The 24,469-nt window shown below is 70.1% G+C and carries 23 protein-coding genes; 9 read left to right on the plus strand and 14 right to left on the minus strand.

The genetic code is table 11. The features are described 5' to 3' along the window. Positions 1-16: 16 nt before the first annotated feature. Both CFP71_RS12620 and CFP71_RS12625 read right to left on the minus strand, forming a co-directional pair. Positions 17-1,480 (minus strand): DNA-3-methyladenine glycosylase 2 family protein, encoded by a 1,464-nt coding sequence (locus CFP71_RS12620; RefSeq protein ID WP_093934040.1) that lies wholly within the window; start codon positions 1,478-1,480, stop codon positions 17-19. Positions 1,481-1,535: 55 nt separating this feature from the next. Further along, on the minus strand, positions 1,536-2,216 hold the full coding sequence (locus CFP71_RS12625; RefSeq protein WP_093934041.1) for an HAD family hydrolase: 681 nt from the start codon (positions 2,214-2,216) through the stop codon (positions 1,536-1,538). A 190-nt stretch (positions 2,217-2,406) separates the two neighbouring features. On the opposite strand from CFP71_RS12625, the gene CFP71_RS12630 reads away from it, so the two are divergent. Continuing rightward, on the plus strand, positions 2,407-3,306 hold the full coding sequence (locus CFP71_RS12630) for a PAC2 family protein (RefSeq protein ID WP_093934042.1): 900 nt from the start codon (positions 2,407-2,409) through the stop codon (positions 3,304-3,306). Between the two features lie 103 nt (positions 3,307-3,409). Here CFP71_RS12630 and CFP71_RS12635 read toward each other — a convergent pair whose 3' ends face one another. Genes CFP71_RS12635 through CFP71_RS12645 form a run of 3 tightly spaced genes read right to left on the minus strand, consistent with a single transcriptional unit; the run spans position 3,410 to position 6,069 of the window. Beyond that, positions 3,410-4,234 carry a metallophosphoesterase family protein gene (locus tag CFP71_RS12635; protein ID WP_093934043.1) on the minus strand — a complete coding sequence of 275 codons (825 nt, stop codon included), beginning with the start codon at positions 4,232-4,234 and terminating at the stop codon, positions 3,410-3,412. A 15-nt stretch (positions 4,235-4,249) separates the two neighbouring features. Continuing rightward, positions 4,250-5,494: an MFS transporter gene (locus CFP71_RS12640; protein ID WP_093934044.1), complete on the minus strand. Its 1,245-nt coding sequence runs from the start codon at positions 5,492-5,494 to the stop codon at positions 4,250-4,252. After that, positions 5,491-6,069 carry an ArsR/SmtB family transcription factor gene (locus tag CFP71_RS12645; RefSeq protein ID WP_093934045.1) on the minus strand — a complete coding sequence of 193 codons (579 nt, stop codon included), beginning with the start codon at positions 6,067-6,069 and terminating at the stop codon, positions 5,491-5,493. Before CFP71_RS12645 ends, CFP71_RS12640 begins: the two co-directional genes overlap by 4 nt. Before the next feature lie 152 nt (positions 6,070-6,221). Between CFP71_RS12645 and CFP71_RS12650 the strand changes: the two genes are divergently transcribed. Then, the gene (locus tag CFP71_RS12650; RefSeq protein WP_093934066.1) at positions 6,222-6,701 is read left to right on the plus strand and encodes a MarR family winged helix-turn-helix transcriptional regulator; all 480 of its coding nucleotides are present in this window, start codon (positions 6,222-6,224) and stop codon (positions 6,699-6,701) included. Between the two features lie 149 nt (positions 6,702-6,850). Next, positions 6,851-8,458, plus strand: a complete 1,608-nt coding sequence (locus CFP71_RS12655) for an ABC-F family ATP-binding cassette domain-containing protein (RefSeq protein WP_093934046.1) — start codon at positions 6,851-6,853, stop codon at positions 8,456-8,458. A gap of 72 nt (positions 8,459-8,530) precedes the next feature. Here the strand turns inward: CFP71_RS12655 and mshC are convergent, their stop codons facing one another. Then, a complete protein-coding gene (gene mshC, locus CFP71_RS12660; RefSeq protein WP_093934047.1) occupies positions 8,531-9,769 on the minus strand; it encodes a cysteine--1-D-myo-inosityl 2-amino-2-deoxy-alpha-D-glucopyranoside ligase in 1,239 nt (412 codons plus the stop codon). Between the two features lie 75 nt (positions 9,770-9,844). Continuing rightward, positions 9,845-10,609: a MerR family transcriptional regulator gene (locus CFP71_RS12665; protein WP_093934048.1), complete on the minus strand. Its 765-nt coding sequence runs from the start codon at positions 10,607-10,609 to the stop codon at positions 9,845-9,847. Positions 10,610-10,658: 49 nt separating this feature from the next. On the opposite strand from CFP71_RS12665, the gene CFP71_RS12670 reads away from it, so the two are divergent. Next, the gene (locus CFP71_RS12670; RefSeq protein ID WP_093934049.1) at positions 10,659-11,972 is read left to right on the plus strand and encodes a cytochrome P450; all 1,314 of its coding nucleotides are present in this window, start codon (positions 10,659-10,661) and stop codon (positions 11,970-11,972) included. Position 11,973: 1 nt separating this feature from the next. Here the strand turns inward: CFP71_RS12670 and CFP71_RS12675 are convergent, their stop codons facing one another. Together CFP71_RS12675 and CFP71_RS12680 are read right to left on the minus strand one after the other, a co-directional pair. Next, positions 11,974-13,932, minus strand: coding sequence for a vWA domain-containing protein (locus CFP71_RS12675; RefSeq protein WP_093934050.1), 1,959 nt, complete (start codon positions 13,930-13,932; stop codon positions 11,974-11,976). Beyond that, positions 13,929-15,326 carry a sigma 54-interacting transcriptional regulator gene (locus CFP71_RS12680; RefSeq protein WP_093934051.1) on the minus strand — a complete coding sequence of 466 codons (1,398 nt, stop codon included), beginning with the start codon at positions 15,324-15,326 and terminating at the stop codon, positions 13,929-13,931. Before CFP71_RS12680 ends, CFP71_RS12675 begins: the two co-directional genes overlap by 4 nt. Before the next feature lie 120 nt (positions 15,327-15,446). On the opposite strand from CFP71_RS12680, the gene CFP71_RS12685 reads away from it, so the two are divergent. After that, on the plus strand, positions 15,447-16,244 hold the full coding sequence (locus CFP71_RS12685) for a hypothetical protein (RefSeq protein WP_093934052.1): 798 nt from the start codon (positions 15,447-15,449) through the stop codon (positions 16,242-16,244). A gap of 2 nt (positions 16,245-16,246) precedes the next feature. On the opposite strand, the gene CFP71_RS12690 is transcribed toward CFP71_RS12685, so the two are convergent. Both CFP71_RS12690 and CFP71_RS12695 read right to left on the minus strand, forming a co-directional pair. Further along, positions 16,247-16,867 (minus strand): VC0807 family protein, encoded by a 621-nt coding sequence (locus CFP71_RS12690; RefSeq protein ID WP_093934053.1) that lies wholly within the window; start codon positions 16,865-16,867, stop codon positions 16,247-16,249. Then, on the minus strand, positions 16,864-17,754 hold the full coding sequence (locus CFP71_RS12695) for an alpha/beta fold hydrolase (protein ID WP_093934054.1): 891 nt from the start codon (positions 17,752-17,754) through the stop codon (positions 16,864-16,866). The genes CFP71_RS12690 and CFP71_RS12695 overlap by 4 nt, the downstream gene beginning before the upstream one ends. Before the next feature lie 90 nt (positions 17,755-17,844). Here CFP71_RS12695 and CFP71_RS12700 point away from each other — a divergent pair, with 90 nt between their 5' ends. Further along, on the plus strand, positions 17,845-18,420 hold the full coding sequence (locus CFP71_RS12700; protein WP_093934055.1) for a TetR/AcrR family transcriptional regulator: 576 nt from the start codon (positions 17,845-17,847) through the stop codon (positions 18,418-18,420). 534 nt (positions 18,421-18,954) lie between these two features. Here CFP71_RS12700 and CFP71_RS12705 read toward each other — a convergent pair. After that, the gene (locus tag CFP71_RS12705; protein WP_093934056.1) at positions 18,955-20,001 is read right to left on the minus strand and encodes a ferrochelatase; all 1,047 of its coding nucleotides are present in this window, start codon (positions 19,999-20,001) and stop codon (positions 18,955-18,957) included. 85 nt (positions 20,002-20,086) lie between these two features. Between CFP71_RS12705 and CFP71_RS12710 the strand changes: the two genes are divergently transcribed. The 3 genes from CFP71_RS12710 to CFP71_RS12720 all read left to right on the plus strand — a co-directional run bounded on the left by CFP71_RS12710 (position 20,087) and on the right by CFP71_RS12720 (position 22,337). Next, complete coding sequence (locus CFP71_RS12710; protein ID WP_093934057.1) at positions 20,087-20,671, plus strand: TetR/AcrR family transcriptional regulator; 585 nt, start codon at positions 20,087-20,089, stop codon at positions 20,669-20,671. A 71-nt stretch (positions 20,672-20,742) separates the two neighbouring features. Further along, a complete protein-coding gene (locus tag CFP71_RS12715) occupies positions 20,743-21,924 on the plus strand; it encodes a Cmx/CmrA family chloramphenicol efflux MFS transporter (protein ID WP_093934058.1) in 1,182 nt (393 codons plus the stop codon). An 8-nt stretch (positions 21,925-21,932) separates the two neighbouring features. Continuing rightward, a complete protein-coding gene (locus CFP71_RS12720; protein ID WP_093934059.1) occupies positions 21,933-22,337 on the plus strand; it encodes a nuclear transport factor 2 family protein in 405 nt (134 codons plus the stop codon). Between the two features lie 424 nt (positions 22,338-22,761). Here CFP71_RS12720 and fabI read toward each other — a convergent pair whose 3' ends face one another. After that, positions 22,762-23,529: an enoyl-ACP reductase FabI gene (fabI, locus tag CFP71_RS12725; protein ID WP_093934060.1), complete on the minus strand. Its 768-nt coding sequence runs from the start codon at positions 23,527-23,529 to the stop codon at positions 22,762-22,764. Between the two features lie 49 nt (positions 23,530-23,578). Next, positions 23,579-24,283: a beta-ketoacyl-ACP reductase gene (gene fabG / locus CFP71_RS12730; RefSeq protein WP_005150154.1), complete on the minus strand. Its 705-nt coding sequence runs from the start codon at positions 24,281-24,283 to the stop codon at positions 23,579-23,581. Positions 24,284-24,469: the final 186 nt, after the last annotated feature.

Below are 24,469 nucleotides of genomic sequence, written 5' to 3' on the forward strand. Positions count from 1 at the left end.
GGCGCTCCTCGGGACTTCAGGCGGCGGGCAGCCGGTTGATCGGGTGATCACCGGTCGCCCAAAGGTGCTGGACGGCGTAGGCGCGCCACGGGCGCCAGCGCTCGGCATGCGCGGCGAAGGCCGCCGGGGTGAGCCCGAGCCCTTTCGCCGCGACTTTGACGCCGAGGTCGGTCGGCAGGAAGGCGTCCGGGTCGCCGAGCGAGCGCATCGCGATGCTCTCGACGGTCCACGGGCCGAAACCGGGCAACGCGTGCAGCCGCTCCCGGGCCCGCTGCCAGTCACTGCCCGCGCCGAGGTCCAGTTCGCCGTCGTTCAGTTCGGCGACGAGACCCAGCAGGGTCCGTTTGCGGCTCTGCGGCATCGCGAGGCTTTCCGGGTCGATCTCCGCGAGCGCGGCGGCGTCCGGGAAGACGTGGGTGAGACCGCCCTCCGGGTCGTCGACGGGCTCGCCGTGCGCGAGGACGAGGCGGGCGGCGTGGGTCCGGGCGGCGGCGGTGGACACCTGCTGTCCCAGGACGGCGCGGACGGCGAACTCCTCGCCGTCGACCGTCCTCGGCACCCGCCTGCCCGGTGCGGCGGTCACGAGCGGCCCGAGCAGGCGGTCCGCGGCCAGGGCGTCGTCGACCGCGACCGGGTCGGCGTCGAGGTCGAGCAGGCGCCGGCAGCGGCTGATCGCGGTGGAGAGGTCCCGCAGGTCCGAGAGGGTGAGCCGGCAGCCGATGTAGCCGTCTTCGGGTTTGAGCGCGACGACGGCCGGGCCGTGCGGCAACCGCAGCGTCCGGCGGTACGCGCCGTCGTGCCACTCCTCGACGCCCGGGACGCCGGTCGCGACCAGATGGCCGAAGAGGTTGTCCGGGAACAGCGGCTTGCGGTACGGCAAGCGCAGGTTCAGCGTCCCGGGCGCGGTCGCCGGCGCGGTGCGGACGCGGGCACGCAGTTCGGTCGGGGACAACGCGAAGACCTCGCGCACGGTGTCGTTGAAGGTCCGGACGCTGCCGAACCCCGCGGCGAGGGCGACGTCGATCATCGACAGGCCGGTGGTCTCGATCAGCAGCCGGGCCGTCTGCGCGCGCTGCGCGCGGGCGAGACTGAGCGGGCCTGCGCCGAGTTCGGCGCGCACGTGCCGCTCCACCTGCCGGACGCTGTAGCCCAGCCGGGCGGCCAGCCCGCTCACGCCGTCGGTGTCGACGACGCCGTCGGCGATCAGCCGCATCGCCCTGGCCACGACGTCCGCGCGCTCGTTCCACTGCGGCGAACCGGGACTCGCGTCCGGACGGCACCGCTTGCAGGCACGGAAGCCGGCCTCCTGAGCGGCCGCCGCGCTCGGATAGAACGACATGTTCTCCGGTTTGGGCGGGACGACGGGGCAGCTCGCCCGGCAGTAGATCCGCGTCGTCAGGACGGCGGTGAAGAACCAGCCGTCGAAACGGGCGTCCTTCGCCTGGACCGCCCTGACGCAGCGCTCGAAATCCTCATGCACCCGGCAAGCATCACCGACTCCGACACCCAGGTCTAGCGGAAATGCGACATGGCTGTCAGGGCAGCAACGCGGTCAGCGTGGGCACGTCGAGCCCGACCAGCGACGAACGGAACACGCGCCGCTCTCCCGGTTCGACGTCGACGTCGTTCGGGATCACCACGACCGTGCAGCCCGCCGCCGCCGCGGAAGCCGCGCCCGGCGGGGAATCCTCGATCGCGACGCACCGGGAAGCCGGGACCCCCAGCAACTCCGTCGCCAGCCGGTACGGCCTGGCGTCCGGCTTGTTCAGACCATCGACCTCGTCGCCGCAGACGGTGGCGGCGAAGTACTCGCGGCCGATGGTGTTGAGCGCGAGTTCGGTCAGCGACCGTTCGGTGGAGGTGACCAGCGCCATCGGGACACCCTTGGCGCGCAACAGTTCGAGCAGCTCCTGCGCGCCGGGACGCCACGGGAGCGGGCCGTCGAAGAGGTTGGCCGTCCGCCGGCGGATCCACTCCCCCATCTCCGCGATCGACTCGGGGGTGACGGGTTTGCCGCACACTTCCAGCAGGAACGCGGCCGTGTCGTCCATATTGGATCCGACGAGACTCAGGCGCTGCTCCTCGGTCAGCGTGCCGCCGAGGGTTTCGACGGCCTCGTAGAGGGCGACGTCCCACAGCTTCTCCGAGTCGACCAGCGTGCCGTCCATATCCCACAGCACGGCGGCGAGTCCGTCCAGTGTGGACGGTTCGGTCACGGCTCCCCCTCGAGATCAGGTCTTGCGCGATTCGGCGTTCCGTACCCCACGGTAGCCGAGAGGGGATCACACCGACGTCGAGGCGTCTTGCCCTGAATGTCGCGTTACGGCGCGTCTGCGTGGTTCGCCCTCAGCGAAGACGATCGGACATGCTCAACGGTGAACACCCGCCTGGTCGTAGGCTGGTCCGGTGAGTGAGCCCGTCGACGAGACCCAGCGGCCCGGCCGCGACCACCCGGATGACACCAAGCCGATCTTGATCGTCGCCTTCGAAGGATGGAACGACGCAGGTGACGCGGCCAGCCGGGCGGTCGAGCATCTTCAGCTCAACTGGGATGCGACACCGCTGAGCGAGCTGAGTCCGGACGAGTACTACGACTTCCAGGTGAGCAGACCGACCGTACGCATGGTCGACGGCGTCACCCGAAGGGTCGACTGGCCGACCACGCGGCTCTCGGTGTGCCGCCCCGAGGGCCTCAGCCGCGACATCGTGCTGGTCCAGGGACCCGAGCCGAACATGCGCTGGCGCGCCTTCTGCGCCGAACTGCTGGAGCACATCCAGCAACTGGACGTGGCCACCGTCGTCACCCTCGGCGCGCTGCTGGCCGACACCGCGCACACCCGGCCCGTACCGGTCACCGGGACGGCGTACGACAAGGACACCGCTTCGCAGTTCGGCCTGGAACTGAACAACTACCAGGGGCCGACAGGGATCGTCGGGGTCCTTCAGGACTACTGCGTGCAGGCTGGTGTCCCGGCGGTGTCGATCTGGGCGGCCGTGCCGCACTACGTCTCGCATCCGCCGTCGCCCAAGGCCACACTGGCGCTCCTGCACAAGCTCGAAGACGTCCTCGACGTCGAGATCCCGCTCGGCGCTCTCCCGGAGCAGGCCGAGGAGTGGCAGCGGACGGTCACCGAGATGGCCGAAGAGGACGAGGAGATCAGCGAGTACGTGCGCGGGCTCGAGGAGCGCGGCGACGCGGAGACCGAGTTCACGCTGGACGACGTGAGCGGGGACAAGATCGCGGCCGAGTTCGAGCGGTACCTGCGGCGCCGTCGTCCGGGCCAGGACGGTCCCGGGCGGGGCTGACCGCTCTCCTTCCGGGAATGTCATGAAAGGGTCTTTCCTGACGAAAAACGTCAGGAAAGACCCTTTCATGACATTCGGGACCACACCGCCCGGAAGCAACGGGTCAGAAGATGCGGCGCAGCGGGATCGGGCCCCTCGCCCGCTTCCGCCACTCACGCGGATAGCCGAGCGAGACCTCTTCGAACCGCACGCCGTCCGCCTCGGTGGAACGCGGGATGTGCAGGTGCCCGTAGACGGCGACCTCCGCCCGGAACCGCTGGTGCCAGTCCTCGGTCTCGGTCGTCCCGCACCACAGCGCGAACTCCGGGAAGTACAGCGGCGCGGTCGGGTGGCGGTGCAGCGGCCAGTGCGACATCAGGATCGTCCCGTGGTCTTCGGGGATCGCCTCCAGCCGCTCGGTGCTGATCTTCACCCGGTCGGCGCACCACGCCTGCCTGCTCGGGTACGGATCGGGATGCAGGAAGAACTCGTCCGTGCACAGAACGCCCGCTTCGCGCGCCTGGTCGACGGCCGCGAGCAGCGGCAGCCCCTCGGCCGACGGGGTCCGCCAGCTGTAGTCGTAGAGCACGAACAACGGGGCGATCGTCAGCGGCTTCTCCTGGTGTTCCCACACCGGATACGGATCCTCCGGGGTGAGCACGTCGATTTCCCGGCAGCGCTCGACCAGGTGCTCGTAGCGCGCCTGGCCACGCAGCTGGCATTCGTCCTTCTGGGTGGTCCACAGCTCGTGGTTGCCGGGGACCCAGACGACCTTCGCGAAGCGTTCACGCAAGGTCTTGAGCACCCCGATCACGGATTCGGCGCGTTCGGCGACGTCACCGGCCACGAGCAGCCAGTCGTCGGGGGTCCGGGGAACGACCTCGTCGACGAGCGGGGCATTGCCCTCATGAGTGACGTGGAGGTCGCTGGTGGCGAAGAGATGCGGCACTCCTCCACCGTAGCTTCACTCGGACCGGCGAACCGCCAAAACCGCATCCCGGCGTAACCCGCCCGTCGCCGACACCCCCAGCACGACCAACGCCGAAACGATGTGGAGACCGGCTTGGACGTTCAACAGCACCCCGCTGCCCAGCGCGTCCACCAGCCCGCCCGCCAGCAGCGCGCCCAGCGCGGTGAACCCGGCGGTCCCGGCGAACACGGTGCTCAGGACACGGCCGGATCGTTCGGGCGACGCGGTCGTCTGGACCAGCGAGAGCAAACCGGACCCCGCCAGCACCCCGGGGGCGCCGACCAGCCCGAACAGTCCGATGAAGACGCCCAGCGGCAGCGACACGGTGAGCGCGGGCAGGTTCCAGATCACCGCCGACAGCAGGCCGAGCGCGAGCCCGCCCCAGCCGAGCAGGGCGGTGGGCGCGGTCTTGCGGGCGACGGTGGCGACGGCGAAACCCGCGGCCAGCCCGCCGAGCGCCTGCACCCCACGCAGCAGGCCGACGTCGCCTTCGGTGCCCTTGAGGATGTCGAGCACGAAGACCACGAACAGCACGAGGAACATCCCCTGCGCCAGCGAGGTCAGCACCACGACGACACCGGCGAGGCGAAGACGTCCTTCGCGGCCGATCTCGCGGAGCCCGTCGAGCCAGGCTCGCAGCACCGGCTCGTGCGGACCTGCCTCGATCGGCGCGGCTGTCCGCCGGAAGGGGCGCGACAGCAGGATCGAACCCACGATCAGCACGCCGAGATACGCCACCACGACCCAGCCGAGGCCGCCGAAACCGAGCAGGAGACCGCCGGCCCAGCCTCCGGCGAGGCGCGCGACGCTGCCGTTGATGCTCATGAGGCCGTTGGCGCCGATCAGCTCGTCCGGGGCGATCAGCTCCGGCACGAGCGCGTTGCGGGCGGGCTCGAACAACGAGGCCAGCCCCGCCTGCGCAGCCATCACCCCGTAGATCACGTACACCGGGCCGCCGGACGCGACGAACAGCAGCGGCAGCGCCACGAACGCCTGGCCCGCGCACACCACGCACAGCACCAGCCGCCGGTTCCAGCGGTCCGCTATCACGCCGGCGACCGGGCTGAGCAGCACCGCGGGCAGCAGGCCGAGGACGATGCTCATCGCCGTGGTGGCGGCCGAACCGGTCGCCTTGAAGACGAACACCGGCAGCGCGATCTGCAGCATCCACTCGGCGGTCTCGGAGAAGAACGCGGCGATCCACAGCCGCGCGAAAGCGGGTTCTCTCAACGGTTTCATGTGCCCGGTTTCCCCTCGGCGTCGATGCGCGGGAACGCCCGCAGTCCCAAGTGGACCGGCAGGGCTCCCTCAGGGACGTCTTCGCGGATCGCGCTGACGTAAGGCCGCACGAGCGTGTCGATCCGGCGGGCCAGCTCGTCCAGCTCGGCCGCGGTCACCCGTAGCGAGTAGTTGTTGATCCCGGAGGCGTCGCGCCACTCCTTGTCGAGCCGGTCGGCGGCGTCGAGGTAGCGCTCGGTCAGCTCCTTCTCCCGCGCCAGGGTGGTGCCCACGACCGCCAGCTGCGCCCCGTGCAGCTCCGGGTCGTCGCCGAACTCGATGCCGACCTGACACGCGCGCCAAGGCCGCTCCCGCCCGTCCTCCCCCTCGGCTCGCTCCACGAGACCGTGCCGGGCCAGCTGACGCAGGTGCCAGCTGCAATTCGAGGCTGTCGAGCCGACCGCGGCCGCGCACTCGCTCGCGGTGCGCGGGCCGACCGCCATCAGGTGGTCCACCAGCGCCGACCGCAGCGGATGCGCCAGCGCCCGCATCAGCTCGACGTCCTCGATCCGCTTGCGCGGCGGCAACCCGGCCATCGCCCGATCCAATCTGAAAGAAGTCTTTCGAAAGTTCCCTTTCAGATTCGCAGGCGGCCTCGAAAGTGTCAAGACGCCGCCCATATCCTTGCCAGGACAGTTGCTGCGCGTCGCAGTAACTGCACAAATCAACTACTGCCGAAGGAATGCACGTGCCTGACCAGCGAGAACTCGCCACCGCGGCCGCACTGGAGATCCCCCGGTTCGTCAGCGCGACCGTCCTGTTCCAGACGGCCATGGCGGAGCGGCTCGGGATCAGCCCCACCGAACTGCACGGACTCCAGCTGGTCATCAGCGGTGCCGCGACGTCGCCGACCCAGCTGGCACGCGCCCTCGGCATGACCACCGGCGCGGTGACGCGCATGCTCGACCGCATGGAGGAACGGCGCCTGGTCGAACGCGCCCCCGATCCCGCCGACCGCCGTCGCCTCGTGGTCCGCCCGCTCCCCGACCGGCTGGACGACGTCGCCGACCTCTACTCCCCCGTGGCCCGGTTCTTCGGCGACCGGCTCGCCAAGCTCGACCGGCGTCAGCTCGCCGCGCTCCTCGGTGTTCTGACCGACGGACGCGTCTTCGCCGAACAAGAGGCCGTCCGACTGCGGTCCGGGTCCCGGAAAGAGGGGGTTGACTAACGCTACACAGGTTGCGTTAGACTGCTCGCATCATGGACAACTGACATCACACCTTCCCCGTTCCGAGGCGGCACCGGTCGAGCACTGCTCCCGTGAGCCACGACGCCCGGCGGGGATCCCTCATGTCCGAAGAAACGCGGTGATGTCGTATGTCTCTTTCCCTGATCGCCAAAGACCTCGTCCACTCCTACGGCGCCCGCGTCGTGCTCGACGGCGTGAACCTGACGGCTTCGGCGGGCCAACGACTCGGCCTGGTCGGCGAGAACGGCGTCGGCAAATCCACGCTTCTGCGGTTGCTGGCCGGGGTCGAGGAGCCGCACGGTGGCGAGGTCCTGCGCGGTGACGACCTCGGATTCCTCTTGCAGGAACTGCCTTTCCCCCTGACGGCGCGGTTCTCCGAGGTCATCGACGACGCGCTCGCCGAGATACGGCGAGCGTCGGCGAGACTCGACGAGCTGACCGAAGCGCTCGCGGAGCACCCGGACGACGCGGCGGTGCTCGACGAGTACGGCAGCGTCCTCGAATGGGCCCAGGCGCACGATCTCTGGGACGCCGACCGGCGAGCGGAGGTCGTGTGCGCGGGTCTGGGGCTCGCCGGGATCGATCCGGGGCGCGAACTGGGCACGCTGTCGGGTGGGCAGCGGTCACGGCTCGGCCTCGCCGCGCTGCTGATCCGGCGGCCGGGCACGCTCGTCCTGGACGAGCCGACGAACCACCTCGACGACGCCGCGATGGAGTTCCTGGAACAGCATCTCGCGTCGCTGACCGGTGTCCTCGTGCTGTCGTCACACGATCGCGTGTTCCTCGACGCGGTGTGCACCGACATCGTCGACCTGGACCCGGCGCTGGGCGGTCCGACCCGCTACGGCGGCACGTATTCGGACTACCTGGACCAGAAACGGGCCGAACGGGCGCGTTGGGAACAACGCTTCGCCGAGGAGCAGGACGAACTGAAGGAACTGCGCGAATCGGTGGCCGTCACCGCGCGCGCCGTCGCGCACAACCGGCCGCAGCGCGACAACGCCAAGATGCTCTACGACTTCAAGACCGGGAGGGTGCAGAAGCAGATCTCACGCCGGGTCCGCAACGCGCAACTGCGGCTGGACGAACTGGAACGCGACCAGGTGCGGAAACCACCCGCGCCCCTGCGGTTCCAGGGCGACCTGACCGGCGAACCCGGGGAGGGCAAGACGGCGATCTCGGTACGGGACATCGAGATCGCCGGGCGGCTGCGGCTGGCGACGCTCGACATCACGACGACGTCGAGGCTCCTGATCACCGGCGGCAACGGCGCCGGGAAGTCGACGCTGCTGTCGGTCCTCGCCGGCTCGCTGGAGCCGGATTCCGGGACCGTCCTTTCCGGACGCGGGGTGCGGATCGGCATGCTGGACCAGGATGTCGCGTTCGCCGAGCCGGACAAGACCGCGCAGCGGACCTACGCCGAGGCCCTCGGCGAGAACGCTCCCCCGTTGCGCGGGCTGGGGCTGCTGGCCCCGCGTGATCTCGGGACCCGGGTCGGCGCACTCTCGGTCGGACAGCGGCGGCGGCTCGCGCTGGCGTTGCTGATCGCCGACCCGCCGGAGGTGCTCCTGCTGGACGAGCCCACGAACCACATCTCGCTCACCTTGGCCGAGGAGTTGTTCGCCGCGCTCGATTCCGCGCCGGGCGCCGTCGTCATCGCTTCTCACGATCGATGGCTGCGGCGGGACTGGCCGGGTGACCACCTCCGGCTGGAAGCCGGTCGCGTCGCCGTGTAGGGCGTTATACGGGTGTCATGAGGGGTCCCCATAGGACGAAAAGTGTCCTATGGGGACCCCTCATGACATTTCTCAGAGCTCGATGCCCAGCAGCGCGTCGACCGCGTTCCGGATCAGGCCGGGAGCCGCCGGGTCCGTCCCCGACCGGTTCAGGGCCTGCCCTGCCCACGCGTCGACGGCCGCGAGCGCCTTGGGCGTGTCGAGGTCGTCGGTGAGGTGGTCGCGAAGGCGTGCGACGGTGTCCTCCGCCGCGGGGCCCGTGGCGAGGGAGACCGCTTCGCGCCAGCGGGCGAGCCGGTCTTCCGCGTCCGACCGCAGCTGCGCGGTCCACGGCCGGTCCTCGCGGTAGTGACCGGCGAACAGCGCGAGCCGGATCACGCCCGGGTCGACCTTGTCGGCCCGCAGCCGCGAGACGAACACGAGGTTCCCGCGCGACTTCGACATCTTCTCGCCGTCGAGGCCGATCATCCCGGCGTGCACGTAGTGCCGAGCGAACGGGCGGTCCCCCGCGACGGCCTCCGCGTGCGCGGCGCTGTACTCGTGGTGCGGGAAGATCAGGTCCGAGCCGCCGCCTTGGACGTCGAAGCCGAGGCCGAGGCGGTTGACCGCGATCGCGCTGCACTCGATGTGCCAGCCGGGGCGTCCCGCGCCCAGTTCGGACTCCCACGACGGCTCACCCGGCCGCGCCATCCGCCACAGCAGCGCGTCGAGCGGATGCTGCTTGCCCGGCCGGTCCGGGTCCCCGCCGCGTTCGGCGAAGAACTTGGCCATGGTCTCCGCGTCATAGTTGGACTCGGAGCCGAAATGCCCGGTCGCGTTGTGGTCGAAGTAGATGTCCGGGTACTCCGCGTCGTCCGCGCGGTACGCGCTCCCGTTCGCCACCAGCTTCGCGATGACCTCGACGATCTCCGGGATGCTCTCCACGGCCCCGACGAACTGGCGCGGCGGCAGCACCCGCAACGCGGTCATGTCCTCGCGGAACAACGCCGTCTCGCGCATGCCGAGGACGACCCAGTCGTCCTTGTCCCGCTCGGCGCGCTCCAGCAGGGGCTCGTCGATGTCCGTCACGTTCTGCACGTAGTGGACGTCGTGCCCGGCGTCCCGCCAGAGGCGGTTCACCAGGTCGAACGTCAGGTACGTGGCGGCGTGCCCCAGATGGGTGGCGTCGTACGGCGTGATGCCGCAGACGTACATCCGGGCGGTGGACCCGGGCGCCGTGGGACGGATCTGCCCCGTCGCGGTGTCGTGGAGCCGCAGCGGACGGGGGGTGCCGGGGATACGGGGCACGTCGACCGATGACCAAGTCTGCATACCCCGACTGTAAGCGGAGCCGCGACGCCGTTCCCGTCCGGTGGGAGAGGAACACGGCCGGAGTAACCGAAGTCGCTACTTCCCGGCCCGGTCGGCGTTGGCGTGGACGGCGTCCCGGATGTACTCGCCGAGCCCCGGGCGCTGGTCCGGCTCCCGCACCAGGAAACCCAGCTGGACCGGTTCGGTCGCGTACATCCCGGCGACCCCGCGATGCATCTCGTGGCCACAGTCCCCCATGAACTCGGCCAGCATCAGCCGGTGCTCCTCGGCGAGATCCATCGCCGCGACACTGTCCGCGGGCGCGCCGGAGTCGACGACGTCGAGCAGCCGCCGGACCCAGTCCTCCCGGGCCTTCTCCGCCTCGACCCATTCGTCCTTGGAGCGCGGTACGGCGGCCGCCTGCCACTGCGGGGTCTCGCCCCACCGGCGGACGGCCTCCTCCGCGTAGCCCTCCGGCTCACGGAAGCCGCCGAAGACCTCGAACCGCTCCTCCGGCGTCAGCACGCTACCGACCTCCTTCGCCGTGATCACCCGCTCGACGGATTCGACCATCCGCGTGAGCTCGCCGATCCGCTCGACGAGCAGCGCCCGCTGCCGCCGCAGGTGCTCCAGCGCGTCCAGGGACGGGTCGTCGACCACCTTGGCGATCGTGTCCAGGCCGAAGCCGAGTTCGCGGTAGAACAGGACGCGTTGCAACCGTTCGAGGTCGTCGTCGCTGTAGCTGCGATATCCGGCTGCAGTCCGCCCGCTGGGTGACAGCAGGCCGATCTCGTCGTAGTGATGCAGCGTGCGCACGGTGACGCCCGACAGCGCCGCGACCTTTCCCACCGGATACCCCATCGGCCCAGCGTAGGTGGACGTCGTCCCGCTCCGCGCGTAGAACCGGGGTATGGGGAGAGCTGGAACCACCACGTCGGCCGCACTTCCGCCCGGGCCCCCGCTGCCCGCCCTCGTCCAGACGCTCGTCGTCGGCAACCTCCGTCATCACGTGCTCCCGCTGCTCAAGCGCCGCTACGGCTCCGTCGTCCGGATGAGGTTCGCGCCGCACCGCGACATCGTGATGCTCACCGACCTCGACGACATCAAGACCGTGTTCACCGGGCCGGTCACGACGTTCCACGGCGGCGAGGGCAACGTCACCCTGAAGCCGCTGATGGGCGACCACTCCGTCCTGGTCACCGACGAAGACACCCATCTGCGCGCCCGGAAGCTGCTGATGCCCGCGTTCAACGGCGCGGCGCTGCGCGGCTACCGCGCCATGATCACCGGACTGACCAGAGCCGAACTCGACCGCTGGCCGGAGAACCGGGCGTTCGGCGCGCACGACCGGATGCGCGCGCTGACGATGGAGATCATCCTGCGGGTCGTGTTCGGTGTCGCCGAAGGACCGCGGCTCGAAGAACTCCGGCGGCTGATCGGACATCTGGTGGAGCTCGACCTGGTCCAGGTGATCGGCTGGCAGAGTCCTCGCCTCCAGCGCTACCGGCCCTGGCGCACGTACGCCGAACGACAGGCCCGGGTCGACGAGCTGCTCTACGCCGAGATCTCCGAGCGGCGCCAGGTGTCCGACCTCGCTCAGCGGACCGACGTCCTGTCCCGGCTGCTCACGGTGCCCGCCGACGGGGACGAACTGAGCGACGCGGAGCTCCGCGACCAGTTGGTCACCTTGTTGCTCGCCGGGCACGAGACCACGGCGACCGCGCTCGCCTGGGCACTGCACGAGATCTCCCGGGATCCCGAACAGGCGGCGTTCACCACGCGGGCGGCGGACGAAGGCGACGAAAAGGCACTCGAAGCGGTGATGAAGGAGTCGTTGCGGCTGCGCCCGGTGGTCGGCGAGGTCGTACGGCGGCTGACCGAGGACGTCGAAATCGGCGGCTACCGGATTCCCGCCGGCTTCGACGTCATGCCGTCGATCCTCGTCGTCCACGGCGACGGTGATCATCATCCGGACGCGAAGCTGTTCCGGCCCCAGCGGTTCCTCGACGGCTCGCCCCCGGCGGGCAGCTGGTTGCCGTTCGGTGGCGGCGCCCGCCGGTGCCTCGGCGCGGGCTTCTCGTTGCTGGAGGGCTCGATCGTGCTGCGGGAGCTGTTCGGCCGGTTCGCCGTCGCCCCGGAACACCCGCGACCGGAGCGGATCCGGTCGCGGCCGATCACCTTGGAACCCGCTCGGGGAGCCAGGATCAAGGTGACCGGCCGCTGAGCTACCGCTTCCTGGTCCGCAGGTAGTCGCCGACCACCGCGGCGCCGAGCCCGTCGAGGTCCGGGGCGACCACCCGGCCGCCCGAACGGCGCGCGAGCAGGTCGACGAACGCGGTCAGGCGGGGGTCGTCGCCGAGCCGGAACACCGTCACCGACGCGCCCAGTTTCGCCATCCGGTCCACTTCGGACAGTGTCTTGAGCAGCGTCCTCGGTTGGGGCGGGTAGTCGAACTCGGCCGTGCCGTCCGGTTCCAGATGCGCCGTCGGCTCGCCGTCGGTGACCATCAGGACCACCGGCTGGGCGTCCGGGTGCCGCCGCAGATGCCGTCCGGCGAGCAGCAGCGCGTGATGGGCGTTGGTGCCCTGTTCCCAAGCGCCTTCCAGCCCCACCAGCTCGGCGAGTTCGACCGACGTCGCGTGGCGCCCGAAGGTGATCAGCTGGAGCGCGTCGTTGCGGAACCGGGTGCTGATCAGCTGGTGCAGCGCGAGCGCCGTCCGCTTCATCGGCAGCCAGCGGCCCTCCTGCACCATCGACCACGAGGTGTCCACGAGCAACGCGACCGCCGCGCGCGACCGGTGCTCGGTCTCGACCACCTCGACATCGGAGACGTCCATCCGGACCGACCGCTCGCCCACCGAAACCGAACGCAGGACGGAGTTGCGGACCGTCCGGGAGACGTCCCACGGCTGCATGTCCCCGAACCGCCACGGCCTGGTCGCGCCGGTCGGCTCGCCCGCGGCCCCGGCGGACTCGGTGTCCCGCTCGCCCGCCTTGCCGCGCAACGCGTTCACGACGTCGGCGAGCGCCGTCTCCCCCAGCCTCCGCAAAGCCTTGGGAGACAACCGGAGCGTGCCGTCGGGAGCCCGTTCGAACAGGCCCTGCCGCCGGAGCTCCCGTTCCAGTTCGGACAGCCGCCGCGCGTCGACGCCGGCGTCCGGTCCGAGCTGGCGTTCGAGTGCCTCGACGTCGATGTCCTCCAGTCTCGCGCCCGGGTAGGACTGGCCGAGCTGTTCGGCCAGCGCGTCCAGTTCGGCCAGATCGGACATCGCCCTGGCGCCGTCACCGAGACCGAGCGGGTCGTTGCCCCGGAAGCGTTCCGAGGACGTCCAGTCCTCACCGGGCCGCAGTGCGCGCAGCTGGGCGTCCAAAGTGGACAGCTGTTGCGCGAGCCGGGGGTCGCCGAACGCCTGCTGGGACAGCTCGGCCAGTTCGGCGCGCTGTTCCGGCGTCATCGAGTTGAGCATCCGCTGCGCCGCCGCTGCGCGAGCGGCGAGCACGTCGACCAGCTCCTCGACGTTCTTCGGGTTCTCCGGGAAGAACTCGCCGTGCTCGCGCATGAACTCCGCGAACCGCTCCGGGACGTCCTCGCGTCCCTGGGTGTGCGCGGCCAGGAGGTCGTTGAGGTCGGCGAGCATCTTGTTCGCCCGCTCGGCGTCTTCCGGTCCGGCGTTCCGGAGTGCTTCCTTCATCCCTTCGAAGCGGGAATCCAGCAGCTCACGGCCGAGCAGATCACGGATCTTCCCGTAGTTCTCCCGGCCCTGCTCCGACCGCCAGTCGTACTGGGCGAGTTCGCGCACGGCGGCCGCGGTTCCCGGCGGGAGCGCGTCCAGCCGCGCTTCCCGGAAGCGCGCGTCGTCGTCCGGATCGGGGAACAGCTCGCGCCGCTCGGCCTCCAGCGCCTGTTCGAGCAGCCGCTGGACCTCCTGGAGTGTGCCGTCCAGCCGGTGCCGCCGCTGGATCTCCGACCGGCGCTGCCAGAGCCGCCTGGTCAGCTCGTCGAGCCCGGCGGTGCGCGGGGTGCCACGCCTCAGCAGCTCTTCCAGCGCGGACCTGGGCGAGGCCCCGGCCATGACGTCGCGCCCGATCTCGTCGAGCGCGTCCCGCAGGTCCGCCGGTGGGGCCAGCGGATCCGGGCCGTCGTTCCACGGCCCGTACGAGTAACCCTCCGGGAGGAAACTCATCGGCCGTAAACAGTGGTCGAGTCGTCGGAGTCCTTGGCGAGCTTCCTCGACAGGAACAGGGATTCCAGCGCCAGTTCGACCGCGGACGCGATCCGCCCCGCCGGTTCGTCCGGGCTCACCCCGGCGCGAGCGGCGACGTCGTGGAGCACGGGCAGTTCCGGCAGCGCGGCGAGCACGTCCTTGCCGGGGACACGTTCCCCGGTGGCCACCAGGTGCCCGGCCTCGACGGCTTCGGCCAGCGGCTGGAGATCGAGGCCGGCGAACCGCGAACGGGCCGTCTCCGCGACCGCCCGGCGCAGCAGGTGCACGAGGTGTTCGGTCTCGCGGCCCTCCTCCCCCGGCTCGAACTCGAGCTTGCCGCGCAGGACCGCGGGCACGGCGTCGAGGTCGACCGGACGCGCCACGGCGGGTTCCTCGCCGGTGAGCGCCGACCGGCGCAGCGCGGCCGCGCCGACCGTTTCCGCCGCCGCGACCGCGAACCGGGCCGAGACGCCGGACCGCTGGTCGATGACCGGCGATTCGCGCAGGTTCCGCACGAACCGGGCGAGCACCTCCAGCAGCGGCTCGCCGACCTCGGCGACCAGACGCGCCTCCTGGCGGACGACCGCGATCTCCGCGTCGACGTCGAGCGGGTAGTGCGTGCGGATCTCCGCGCCGAACCGGTCCTTGAGCGGGGTGATGATGCGGCCGCGGTTGGTGTAGTCCTCCGGGTTCGCCGTCGACACCAGGAGCACGTCCAGCGGCAGGCGCAGGGTGTACCCGCGCACCTGGATGTCGCGTTCCTCCATCACGTTCAGCAGCGCGACCTGGATGCGCTCGGCGAGGTCCGGCAGCTCGTTGATCGCCACGATGCCGCGGTGGGCACGCGGGACGAGTCCGAAGTGGATGGTCTCGGGATCGCCGAGGCTGCGGCCTTCGGCGACCTTCACCGGGTCGACGTCGCCGATCAGATCACCGACCGAAGTGTCCGGTGTGGCCAGTTTCTCCGTGTACCGCTCGTCGCGGTGGCGCCAGGTCACCGGCAGGTCGTCGCCGAGTTCGGCGGCGCGGCGGCGCGACTCCGGGGTGATCGGGTCGAGCGGGTGCTCGGCCAGTTCGGCGCCCTCGATGACGGGTGTCCACTCGTCGAGCAGTCCCGCGAGGGTGCGCAGGAGGCGGGTCTTGCCCTGACCGCGTTCACCGAGGAGGACGACGTCGTGCCCGGCCAGCAGCGCGCGTTCCAGCTGCGGCACCACGGTCCGCGAGAAACCGACGATCCCCGGCCAGGGGTCTTCCCCGGTGCGGAGCTTGGCGAGCAGGTTGTCGTGCAGTTCTTGTTTGATCGAACGCGGCAGGTGGCCGGCCGCGCGGAGGTCCCCGGCGGTCCGGGGCAGGTTTGCGGGAACATCGTTCACCCGTTCGACGCTACGTCGCGATCATGGCCCCTGTCGACGTGAAGCAACTCCAGCTCTGGGTCAACCGGCTCGCGGGGACGGGCGGCCCGTCTGCTTCGAAGCACGACTAAAATCAGTCCGGTGTGCCGTCCTAGTGCGACCCTCGCGGTCTGGTCTTCGGCGTGGCTGAACGGAGCCGCCGCCTCCGACGACGTCCTTGACGCCCTTCAGGTCTGGGGCGAAGCCCACGACTTCGTCGCCGCCGACGCGGCGGCCGCCGAGGCGTTCGACCTGCCCCTCGCGTTCAACCGCGCGGCGACCCCGGTCCAGCTGCTGCTCGCCCTGCGCGCGCAGGGCGCGAAGAGCATGCAGCTGCTGCTCCCGGTGCCCGGCGACGTCCGCGGCCTGGGTGGCGGCGGACCGTTCACCGAGGCCGCGTTGCGGACCGGCGAGGCCGTCGTGCTGCCGGATCTCGGCTACGGCGTGGTGCCCGAGGCGATCGCCGAAGGGCTGATGCGGTGGACCGTGTACTCGGTGCCCATGCCGGGCGTCCTCGAACATCGCCCGCTGGGCGAAGCCGAGCACGGCCTGACCGACGCGATCCGGGCGAGCGCCGGTGCGTTGCAGACCCTGGACGTCGCCAGTGAGCGGCCGGGCGTGCGTGCGGAACTCTCGGCGCGACTGCGTTCGGCCACCGACTCGCCCTGGCCCGCCGGGATGCCCGGCCGGGCGCTGCGGGTGCTTCAGCGCTCGGAGGAGATCGCGGCGATCCTCGCCATCGCCGAGTCCGACGATCCCGGCGGCGCGCTCTCCTCGTCCGCCGCGTTGCGGCGAGCGGAAGCCTTGCGGCCGCTGAACGAGGCCGTCCGCAACGCGCGCTGCGCGGCGATCAACGAAGCGGTGCGGGTGTTCGCGGACCAGGCGGACAGGCACCCGTAAGGTCACGCGGCCACAGTGTGCTTTTTCAGGACCTTCTCGGCGTACCGGACCGACCACAGGGAAAGCACGCCGATGACGGCGAGCAGCAGGACCACGCTCAGCGCGTTCATCACGTCGGCGGGCAAGAGATAGACCAGCGGCACCCGGACCACGGCCTCCAGCAGCAGAACCACGCCCCACACCGCCGACATCCGGGTGAAAGCGCGCCGGAAGGCCGGGACCTCGTCACTGAGCCTGTCGATCTCGGCGCGTTTGGCCGCGCCGGCCCCGGCACGCACGGCGACGAGCACCATCGGCGTGCGGCCGAAACAGCTCACCAGCAGCACGATCGCGGCCGTCGCGGTGGCGAAGGATTCCTTCAGCAGCAGGAATTTCACGTCACCGGTGACCAGCGAAAGCACGAGCCCGACCCCGAGGACTCCGGCCAGCAGCGCGGCGAAGCCGTCGAAGGACCGGTCGCGGATCGCGACCCAGGCGATCCGGCAAGCGGCCAGGACCGCCCCGGCCAGCAGGGAGACCTGCTCGCTCTGTCCGGCGAGCCTGAGCCCGTAGTAGGCGGCCAACGGCAGCGCGACGTCCCAGAGCAGCAAGGACACCGTCGGGTTCTTGCCACGCGCCGTCACGACGGCGTTTTCCCTTCGCATTCGGTCAGGAAGGCCGAGACCCGCGCGTTGACCTCGGTCGCGGCTTCACCCGCGATGGCGTGGGTCGCCGACGGCCACAGTTCGACCTGTCCGCGCGAAAGGAGTTCGCGGGCCCGGGCGGCCGCGCGTTCCGGCTGGTGGATGACGCTGCGCCCGGCGATCAGGGCCAGCACGGGCATCCGCAGGGAGCGCAACTGTGCGTCGGTGAACAACTTTGGCGTCGGCAGGGCGATGCGATAGGTCCGCATCCCTTCGTCGATCACCCGCGCGACCGGGTCCGAGGCGTCGATCTCCGCGCCGCCGGAGATCCAGTGGAGGAACGAAGGACGGGCCCACCGATTGACGACGGGGATCGCGGTGAGCGTGGCACGGACGACCAAGCCGGCGGTCAACCCGCCGAACGTCAGCACGGGATCGATCACGGTGAGCGACTTGAGCCGGTCCGGCGCGCGGACGGCGAGGTTCGCCGCGAGCCAGCCGCCGAACGAGTACCCGATCAGGTGCACGGACGCCAGGTCGAGTTCGGCGAGCACGGTGGTCAGCCAGGCGGCCTGGTCCGCGCCGTCGCGGATGGGGACGGTCTGTTCACTGCGCCCGGCCTCGCCGATGAGGTCCACCGCGTAGACCTCGCCGTGCTCGATCAGCGCGGCGAGGTTGGGCTCCCACATCACGGCGGTCCCCGCCCGCCCCGGCAACAGCACGATCGGCGTCCCGCCAGGCCGCCCGAACCGGTACACGCGCGCCACCCCGAACGCCGTCTCGACGTCGTATGTCCCGGTCGGTGCGGGCAAGGCCGCGAGACCGCGTTCGTAGACGACCTCGTACTCGGCTCGCGCCTCCGACGAGGCGAACCCGCCCACCTTCATCCGTCCTCCTCCTTTTTGCGGTACGATCGGATTGTAAAGCAGTTGGTGACAAGTTTGCAATCCGATCGGACTGCAAAAAAGGAGGAGTGGGTGCCCAAGCGAGTCGATCACGAGCATCGGCGGCAGCAGATCGCCGCGGCCGTCCGCCGTATCGCGGCCGATCGGGGGCTCGAAGGCGTCAGCCTGAACGAGGTCGCCACCGAAGCGGGCATCTCGAAGGGGTTCGTCCAGCACTACTTCGCGTCGAGAGACGACATGCTGCGCTTCGCGGTCACCACCTTGCGAAGTGGACTCGAGGAGCGCATCGCCACTCCACCGGGGGCGGAGCCTCGGGTCCGGGATCTGCTCGTCGCCCTGCTCCCCCTCGACGAGCCCGGCCGGGACGCCGCGCTGGTCGCCAACGCCTTCGTCGTGCGCGCGCTCAAGGATCCGGAGATCGCCGGCCATTTCCGGACCGGTCACGGGCTGCTCCGCGACGCGGTGGCAGCCCTGCTCACCGCCGCCAAGGAGGCCGGGGCTCTCTCGCCGACCGTCGACCCCACTGCCGAAGCGGGCCTGCTCCTGGCCCTGGTCACCGGGCTGGCAGACGCGGTCCTGCTGGGTTACCAGACCGGCGAAGAGGCCGTCGCGCTGATCGACCTCCACCTGTCGAGGATCAGTACATGAAGGCCCCGTTTCCTTGCGCTAGGCGCCAGGGTCTCGGCAAAGTCGCGTAAGCGGGTGTCGTGAGTGACGGGGGAAGATTCCGGCCGTTGAGCGTCCGGAATCTTCCCCCGTCACCGGTCGCGCCTGGCGCGACCTTGATCAGCGGAGGATCGGGGACGTTGAGTGTTCCGGATCTTCCGTTGATCAAGATCCAAGACCGGGCACCCCTGGCGACGATGGAGGAATTGCGACGTTCAACGTCCCAATTCCTCCATCGTCGCGCCCTGGCAGCCGCGGAACCACCACTCACGCCCAGCTAGGCATAGGTAGGTAAACACCCCGATCCGCTCTAACCCGAAACACCACTCACGACCACCTGGGCCACTCCGCGTGCGAGTGGTGTCGGGATCGCGCCGGTGCGCCGCGTTGCGAAAGCCACTTTCGCAACGTTGAAGGTTGCGAAAGTGGCTTTCACAACCTCCTTGACCAGCGGAGAGGCGACTTTGCCGAGCCCCTGGCGCTAGGTGCAAGGAAGGGGCCTTCATGTACTCCGGACTAAGGGCGCGCAGGGCGTTTGGCGGGCTCGCAGCAACCGACCGCGCAAGGCGCCCCGTTGACCGTGCACCCGGCCGCCGGGAACGGCGACAGCTTTCGCGCCGGCGCCCCCTCGGTGTGCTCCCGGATCAGTTCGACGACGAGCTCCGCGAAGCGCGGGTCGGTGTCCGGCGTCGCGGCCCGTGCGAAGCCCATGCCGTGCTCCGCGGCCCGCTCGGCGGCCTCGTTGTCGAGGTCCCAGATCACCTCGAGGTGGTCGGACACGAAGCCGACCGGGCAGACGACCACCGAGGTGACGCCCTCGGCGTGGAGCGCGTCGATGTGGTCGACGATGTCCGGCTCCAGCCACGGCACCTGGGGCGGGCCGGAGCGCGACTGCCAGACGACGTCGTAGGTCTCGATCCCCGCTTCCGCCGCGACGAGACGGGCGGCCTCGGCGATCTGGCGCGAGTAGCGTCGGCCGCCTTCGGACGGCGGCCCGGACGCGTTGTCGGCGGACTCCGGCACCGAGTGGGCGCAGAAGACCGTCCGCGTTCCCGGCCGGTTCCCCAGCTCCGCGTGCGCGGCGCGGACGGCGTCGGCGAAGGCCGCGATGAACAGCGGGTGGTCGAAGAACTGCCGCAGCTTCACCAGTTCCGGCGCGCCGTCGCCGACGGCCGCGCGGGCACGCTCGATGTCCTCGTCGTACTGACGGCAGGCGGAGTAGCCGCCGTACGCGCTCGTGGGGAAGACCAGGACGCGCTGAGCGCCCGCCTTCGTCATCTCGGCGAGGGTGTCCTCGACCATCGGCCGCCAGTTGCGGTTGCCGAAGTGGACGGGCAGCTCGATCCCGGCCGCCGCGAGCTGCTTCTCCACCGCGGAGATCGCGTCCCGGTTCAGGCGGTTGATCGGCGAGATCCCGCCGAAGTGCTGATAGTGCTCGGAGACCTCGAGCAGTCGTTCCCGGGGGACTCCCCGACCCCGCGTGACGTTCTCCAGGAACGGCATCACCTCGTCGGGTCCCTCGGGACCACCGAACGAAAGCCAAAGCAGCGCGTCGTAACCCACCCCGTCATCTTGCCGTTGTGGCGCCTCGCACGCTGACCCGGCCCATTTTGAACCAATCGATCCAAAACCTGGTACGGTCGCTTGCATGGCCAGGCCGAAGGAATTCGACGAGCGCGCGGCGATCGGGCGCGCCATGGACGCGTTCTGGGTTCGCGGCTACGAGGGCACGTCGACCCAGGCCCTCTGCGAAGCCACCGGCCTGGGCCGCAGCAGCATCTACAACACCTTCACCAGCAAGCATGAACTGTTCGTGCGCGCGCTCGACCACTACGCCGAGCGCGGAATCGTGGCCAGAACGGCCTTGCTGGAGCAGTCCGGGACCGGCATCGAGCGATTCGGCGCCCTGTTCTCGTACACGATCGACGAGGAAGCCGCACACCCCGGCCGAGGTTGCCTCGTGGTCAACACGGTGGCCGAGTTCGGCGACCGCGATCCCGAGATCAGGGCGCGGATCGACGCCGACACCAAGCGGCACCTCACCCTTCTCGCGGCCTGCGCCAGGGAAGGACAGCTCGACGGGACGATCGACAGCGCCCGCGAGCCCGGCGACATCGCCGAGTTCGCGCACAGCACCGTCGCCGGCCTCCGGCTCATGTCCCGCCGCGGCGCCGGACGGACGGCCATGGACGCCGTCGCCGGCATCGCCCTGAACGGGATCGCCGCGAAGTAGACCGAAACAAGCCTTGTGCGCGACGCTGCCCACATTTTGGACCGATCAATACAAAACCGGAGGGAATCCTCGTGCCTTTGGCAGTCTGCGTACTCGGACTGAGCGTGTTCGCGCTCGGCACGTCCGAGTTCATGATCACCGGCCTGCTGCCGGGAATGGCGGCCGACCTGAACGTCGGCATCCCGGAGGCCGGTCTGCTCATCTCGGCCTTCGCGATCGGCATGGTGGTCGGCGCTCCCCTGCTCGCGATCGCGACACTGCGGGTGCCGAGGCGCGCCACCCTGATGGCCTTGCTCGTCGTCTTCGGGATCTCGCATGTCGTCGGCGCGCTGGGGTCCGGGTACGCCCTGCTCTTCGCGACCCGTGTCATCAGCGCCGTCGCCTGCGCCGGGTTCTGGGCGGTCGCGGCGGCCACCGCCGTCGCGCTGGTCCCGGTCGAACGTCGTGGCCGGGCGCTGGCCATCCTGGTCGGCGGGCTCACCGTCGCGAACATCGCCGGGGTCCCCGCCGGAACCTTCCTCGGCCAGCACGCGGGCTGGCGAGCGGCCTTCTGGGCGGTCACGGCGCTGACCGTCGTCGCGCTGATCGGCGTCTTCGCCCTCGTTCCGGAAACCCAGAACGGCGAGGACAAGACCGACGTCTCGACCGAACTGCGGCTCTACCGCCGCGGCCGGTTCTGGCTGGCGCTCGGCGTGATCGCGCTCGCGCAGGCGATGATCTTCGCGACCTTCAGCTACCTCGCGCCCTTGCTGACCGAGATCGCCGGGCTGCCGGAAAGCTGGGTGCCGGGAGTGCTGTCGCTGTTCGGGCTCGGCGCGCTGATCGGCATCACCGCGGGCGGACGGCTCGCCGACGCAAGGCCTTTCGCGACCCTCTACGGCGGCCTCGGCGTCGCGTTGCTCGCCCTGGTGCTGCTCGCGCTCTCCGGCCCCGCGACCCCGGTCGCGATCTTCGCCGTATTCCTGTTCGGCGTCGCCGGATTCGGGATCAATCCCGCCCTGAACGTCCGCGCCTTCGCCGTGGCGGGCAACGCGCCCACCCTCGTCGGCGCGAGCACGACGGCCGCCTTCAACGTCGGCAACACCGTCGGCCCCTGGCTCGGCGGCGAATCGATCGACGCCGGCCTCGGCTATCCCAGCGTCGCGTGGGTGAGCGTCGGACTCGGTGCCGCCACCGTGCTCGTACTCACCCTCGCCGCCGGTGTCCAGCGCACCGACGACATCCGTCTGCTTCGCGAACCTGTTACCCAGTAAGGAGAATCATGTCCGACCGAACACAGGCCACGCTCACCGAGTTCTTCCGGCGAATGTCCACAGGGGACACCGACGGCGCCTCGGAACTCTTCGCCGACAGCGTCGCGTGGGACATCCCCGGCGCGACCGAACTGGTCCCGTGGATCGGTCCGCGCCGGAACCCGGCGGAGATCCGCGAGTTCTACGACCTGCTCGACAACGGCCTCGTCAAGGACCGGTTCGACGTCGAGCGGGTGCTCGTCGACGGGCCGCACGCGGTCGCGATCGGCCGTCTCCGCTCGATCATCCGCAGCACCGGCAAGGTCATCGACTCGGCCTTCACCATCGAGTTCGAGGTGAACGACGACGGGCGGATCACCAAGTACCTGCTCCTCGAAGACTCCTGGCACGTCGCGAACGCCGTCCTGCCCTGACACGTCGAGAGGTCGGCCGGGTCAGGTGTCCGTGCGGCGATCGCCGTTCGGTCCAGGTGGTCGTGAGTGGCGATTCGAGTTAGAGCGGACCGGTATTTACACCCACGCCTGAACTGGGTGAGTGTGGTGGTTCAGCGGCTGTCCGGTCGCGACGGTGAAGGAATTGGGACGTTGGACGTCCCAATTCCTTCACCGTGGGGTCGCCCCGGGCTTCGGACCTTGATCAACGGAAGATCCGGGACACTCAACGTCCCAAATCCTCCACACTCGCCGATCACACCAGCGGGTAGTTAAATACGCGTCCGCCAGAACCCGAAACGCCACTCACGACCCACTCAGCCCACCGCTCGCCCGCTTGAAGCGCGTGAAGACCCCTTCCTTCGGCTCAGCCGAGGGAAGAGGGCCTTCACGCGCTTGAACGAGATCAGATGCCGAGCGAGTGCACTCCGCCGTCCACCATGATCATCGAGCCGGTCGTGGCGGGCAGCCAGTCCGACAGGACGGCGCAGACCGACTTCGCCGTCGGGTCCGGGTCGGAGCTGTCCCAGCCGAGCGGCGCACGGTCGCCCCAGCCCTCCTCCAGCTCGGAGAACCCGGGGATCGACTTCGCGGCCATGGTCTTCATCGGACCGGCGCTGACCAGGTTGACCCGGATCCCCTTCGGGCCGAGGTCGCGAGCCAGGTACCGGTTCACCGACTCCAGCGCCGCCTTCGCCACGCCCATCCAGTTGTAGACGGGCCACGCGACGCGCGCGTCGAAGTCCATGCCGACGATCGACGAACCGCGCGACAGCAGCGGCAGGGTCGCGACGGCGAGCGACTTGAAGGAGTACGCCGAGACGTCGACGGCCACCTTCACGTCCTCGCTCGGGGCGTCCAGGAACGGCGCGCCGAGGCAGGACTGCGGGGCGAACCCGATCGAGTGCAGCACGCCGTCGAGACCGTCGACGTGCTCACGGACGCGGTCGGCGAGGGAGTCGAGGTGCTCCTGGTTGGTGACGTCCAGCTCCAGCACCGGCGCCTCCTCGGGGAGGCGCTTGGCGATGCGCTCGACGAGCGACAGCCTGCCGAAGCCGGTGAGCACGACCTTCGCGCCCTCCTGCTGCGCGATCTTGGCCGCGTGGAACGCGAGCGAGGCGTCGGTGATGACGCCGGTGATCAGCAGGCGCTTGCCTTCGAGCAGTCCTGGCACGGGACCTCCAGTCCGGAGTTGTTGCGATCAGTACGGGAAAACGGGGACGTCAGTGGCCCATGCCGAGGCCGCCGTCGACCGGCAGCACCGCGCCGTTGACGTACCCGGCCTCTTCGGAGGCGAGGTAGCGGACGGCGGCGGCGATCTCCGACGGCTCGGCGTACCGGCCGGAGGGAACCTGGGCGAGGATCTCCTTCTTGCGGTCCTCGCCGAGTTCGTCGGTCATGTCCGTGGCGACGAAGCCCGGGGCGATGACGTTCGAGGTGATGTTGCGCGAACCCAGCTCACGCGCGAGCGAGCGGGCGAGACCGACGAGACCGGCCTTGCTCGCCGCGTAGTTGACCTGACCGGCCGAACCGGTGAGGCCGACGACGGACGAGATGAAGATGTAGCGACCCCACTTGCCACGCAGCATGCCGCGGGAGGCGCGCTTGGCGACGCGGTAGGCGCCGGTGAGGTTGGCGTCCACCACGCGGGTGAACTGCTCCTCGCTCATGCGCATGAGCAGGGTGTCGTCGGTCATGCCGGCGTTCGCGACGAGGACCTCGACCGGGCCCTGGTGCTCCTCGACGAGCTTGAAGGCGGCGTCGATCTGCTCGGCGTCGGTGACGTCGGCCTGCACGCCGAAGAGGCCGTCGGGCGCGCCGGAACCGCGGTGCGTGATCGCGACCTTGTGTCCCTGCGCCGCGAGGTCCTTCGCGATCGCCAAACCGATGCCGCGGTTGCCGCCGGTGACCAGTACCGACCGTCCCACTTCAGCTCTCCTCGCCTCGTCTTCGTCCGTGACCGCACTGAGGCTATCGGCTCGCCCGCCGCGCGCCGGAGCCGCGCCACCCCTACCTCCGGGTAACCGCGACCGTCCTAAGCGGATGTTAGGAACCGGGCCGAAACCTTGCCCGGCCGTCACGGATTGTTCACCGTGAGCCGGAACACAGGAGGT

Source organism: Amycolatopsis thailandensis (genome assembly GCF_002234405.1).
Classification (GTDB): Bacteria; Actinomycetota; Actinomycetes; order Mycobacteriales; family Pseudonocardiaceae; genus Amycolatopsis; species Amycolatopsis thailandensis.

Excerpts from the sequence above, each read along its gene's own strand:
- CFP71_RS12640 (WP_093934044.1), bottom strand. The coding sequence starts at position 5,494 with ATGAAACCGTTGAGAGAACCCGCTTTCGCGCGGCTGTGGATCGCCGCG.
- CFP71_RS12675 (WP_093934050.1), bottom strand. The coding sequence starts at position 13,932 with ATGAGTTTCCTCCCGGAGGGTTACTCGTACGGGCCGTGGAACGACGGC.
- CFP71_RS12670 (WP_093934049.1), top strand. The coding sequence starts at position 10,659 with ATGGGGAGAGCTGGAACCACCACGTCGGCCGCACTTCCGCCCGGGCCC.
- CFP71_RS12655 (WP_093934046.1), top strand. The coding sequence starts at position 6,851 with ATGTCTCTTTCCCTGATCGCCAAAGACCTCGTCCACTCCTACGGCGCC.
- CFP71_RS12720 (WP_093934059.1), top strand. The coding sequence starts at position 21,933 with ATGTCCGACCGAACACAGGCCACGCTCACCGAGTTCTTCCGGCGAATG.
- CFP71_RS12710 (WP_093934057.1), top strand. The coding sequence starts at position 20,087 with ATGGCCAGGCCGAAGGAATTCGACGAGCGCGCGGCGATCGGGCGCGCC.
- CFP71_RS12645 (WP_093934045.1), bottom strand. The coding sequence starts at position 6,069 with ATGGCCGGGTTGCCGCCGCGCAAGCGGATCGAGGACGTCGAGCTGATG.
- CFP71_RS12695 (WP_093934054.1), bottom strand. The coding sequence starts at position 17,754 with ATGAAGGTGGGCGGGTTCGCCTCGTCGGAGGCGCGAGCCGAGTACGAG.
- CFP71_RS12665 (WP_093934048.1), bottom strand. The coding sequence starts at position 10,609 with ATGGGGTATCCGGTGGGAAAGGTCGCGGCGCTGTCGGGCGTCACCGTG.
- mshC (WP_093934047.1), bottom strand. The coding sequence starts at position 9,769 with ATGCAGACTTGGTCATCGGTCGACGTGCCCCGTATCCCCGGCACCCCC.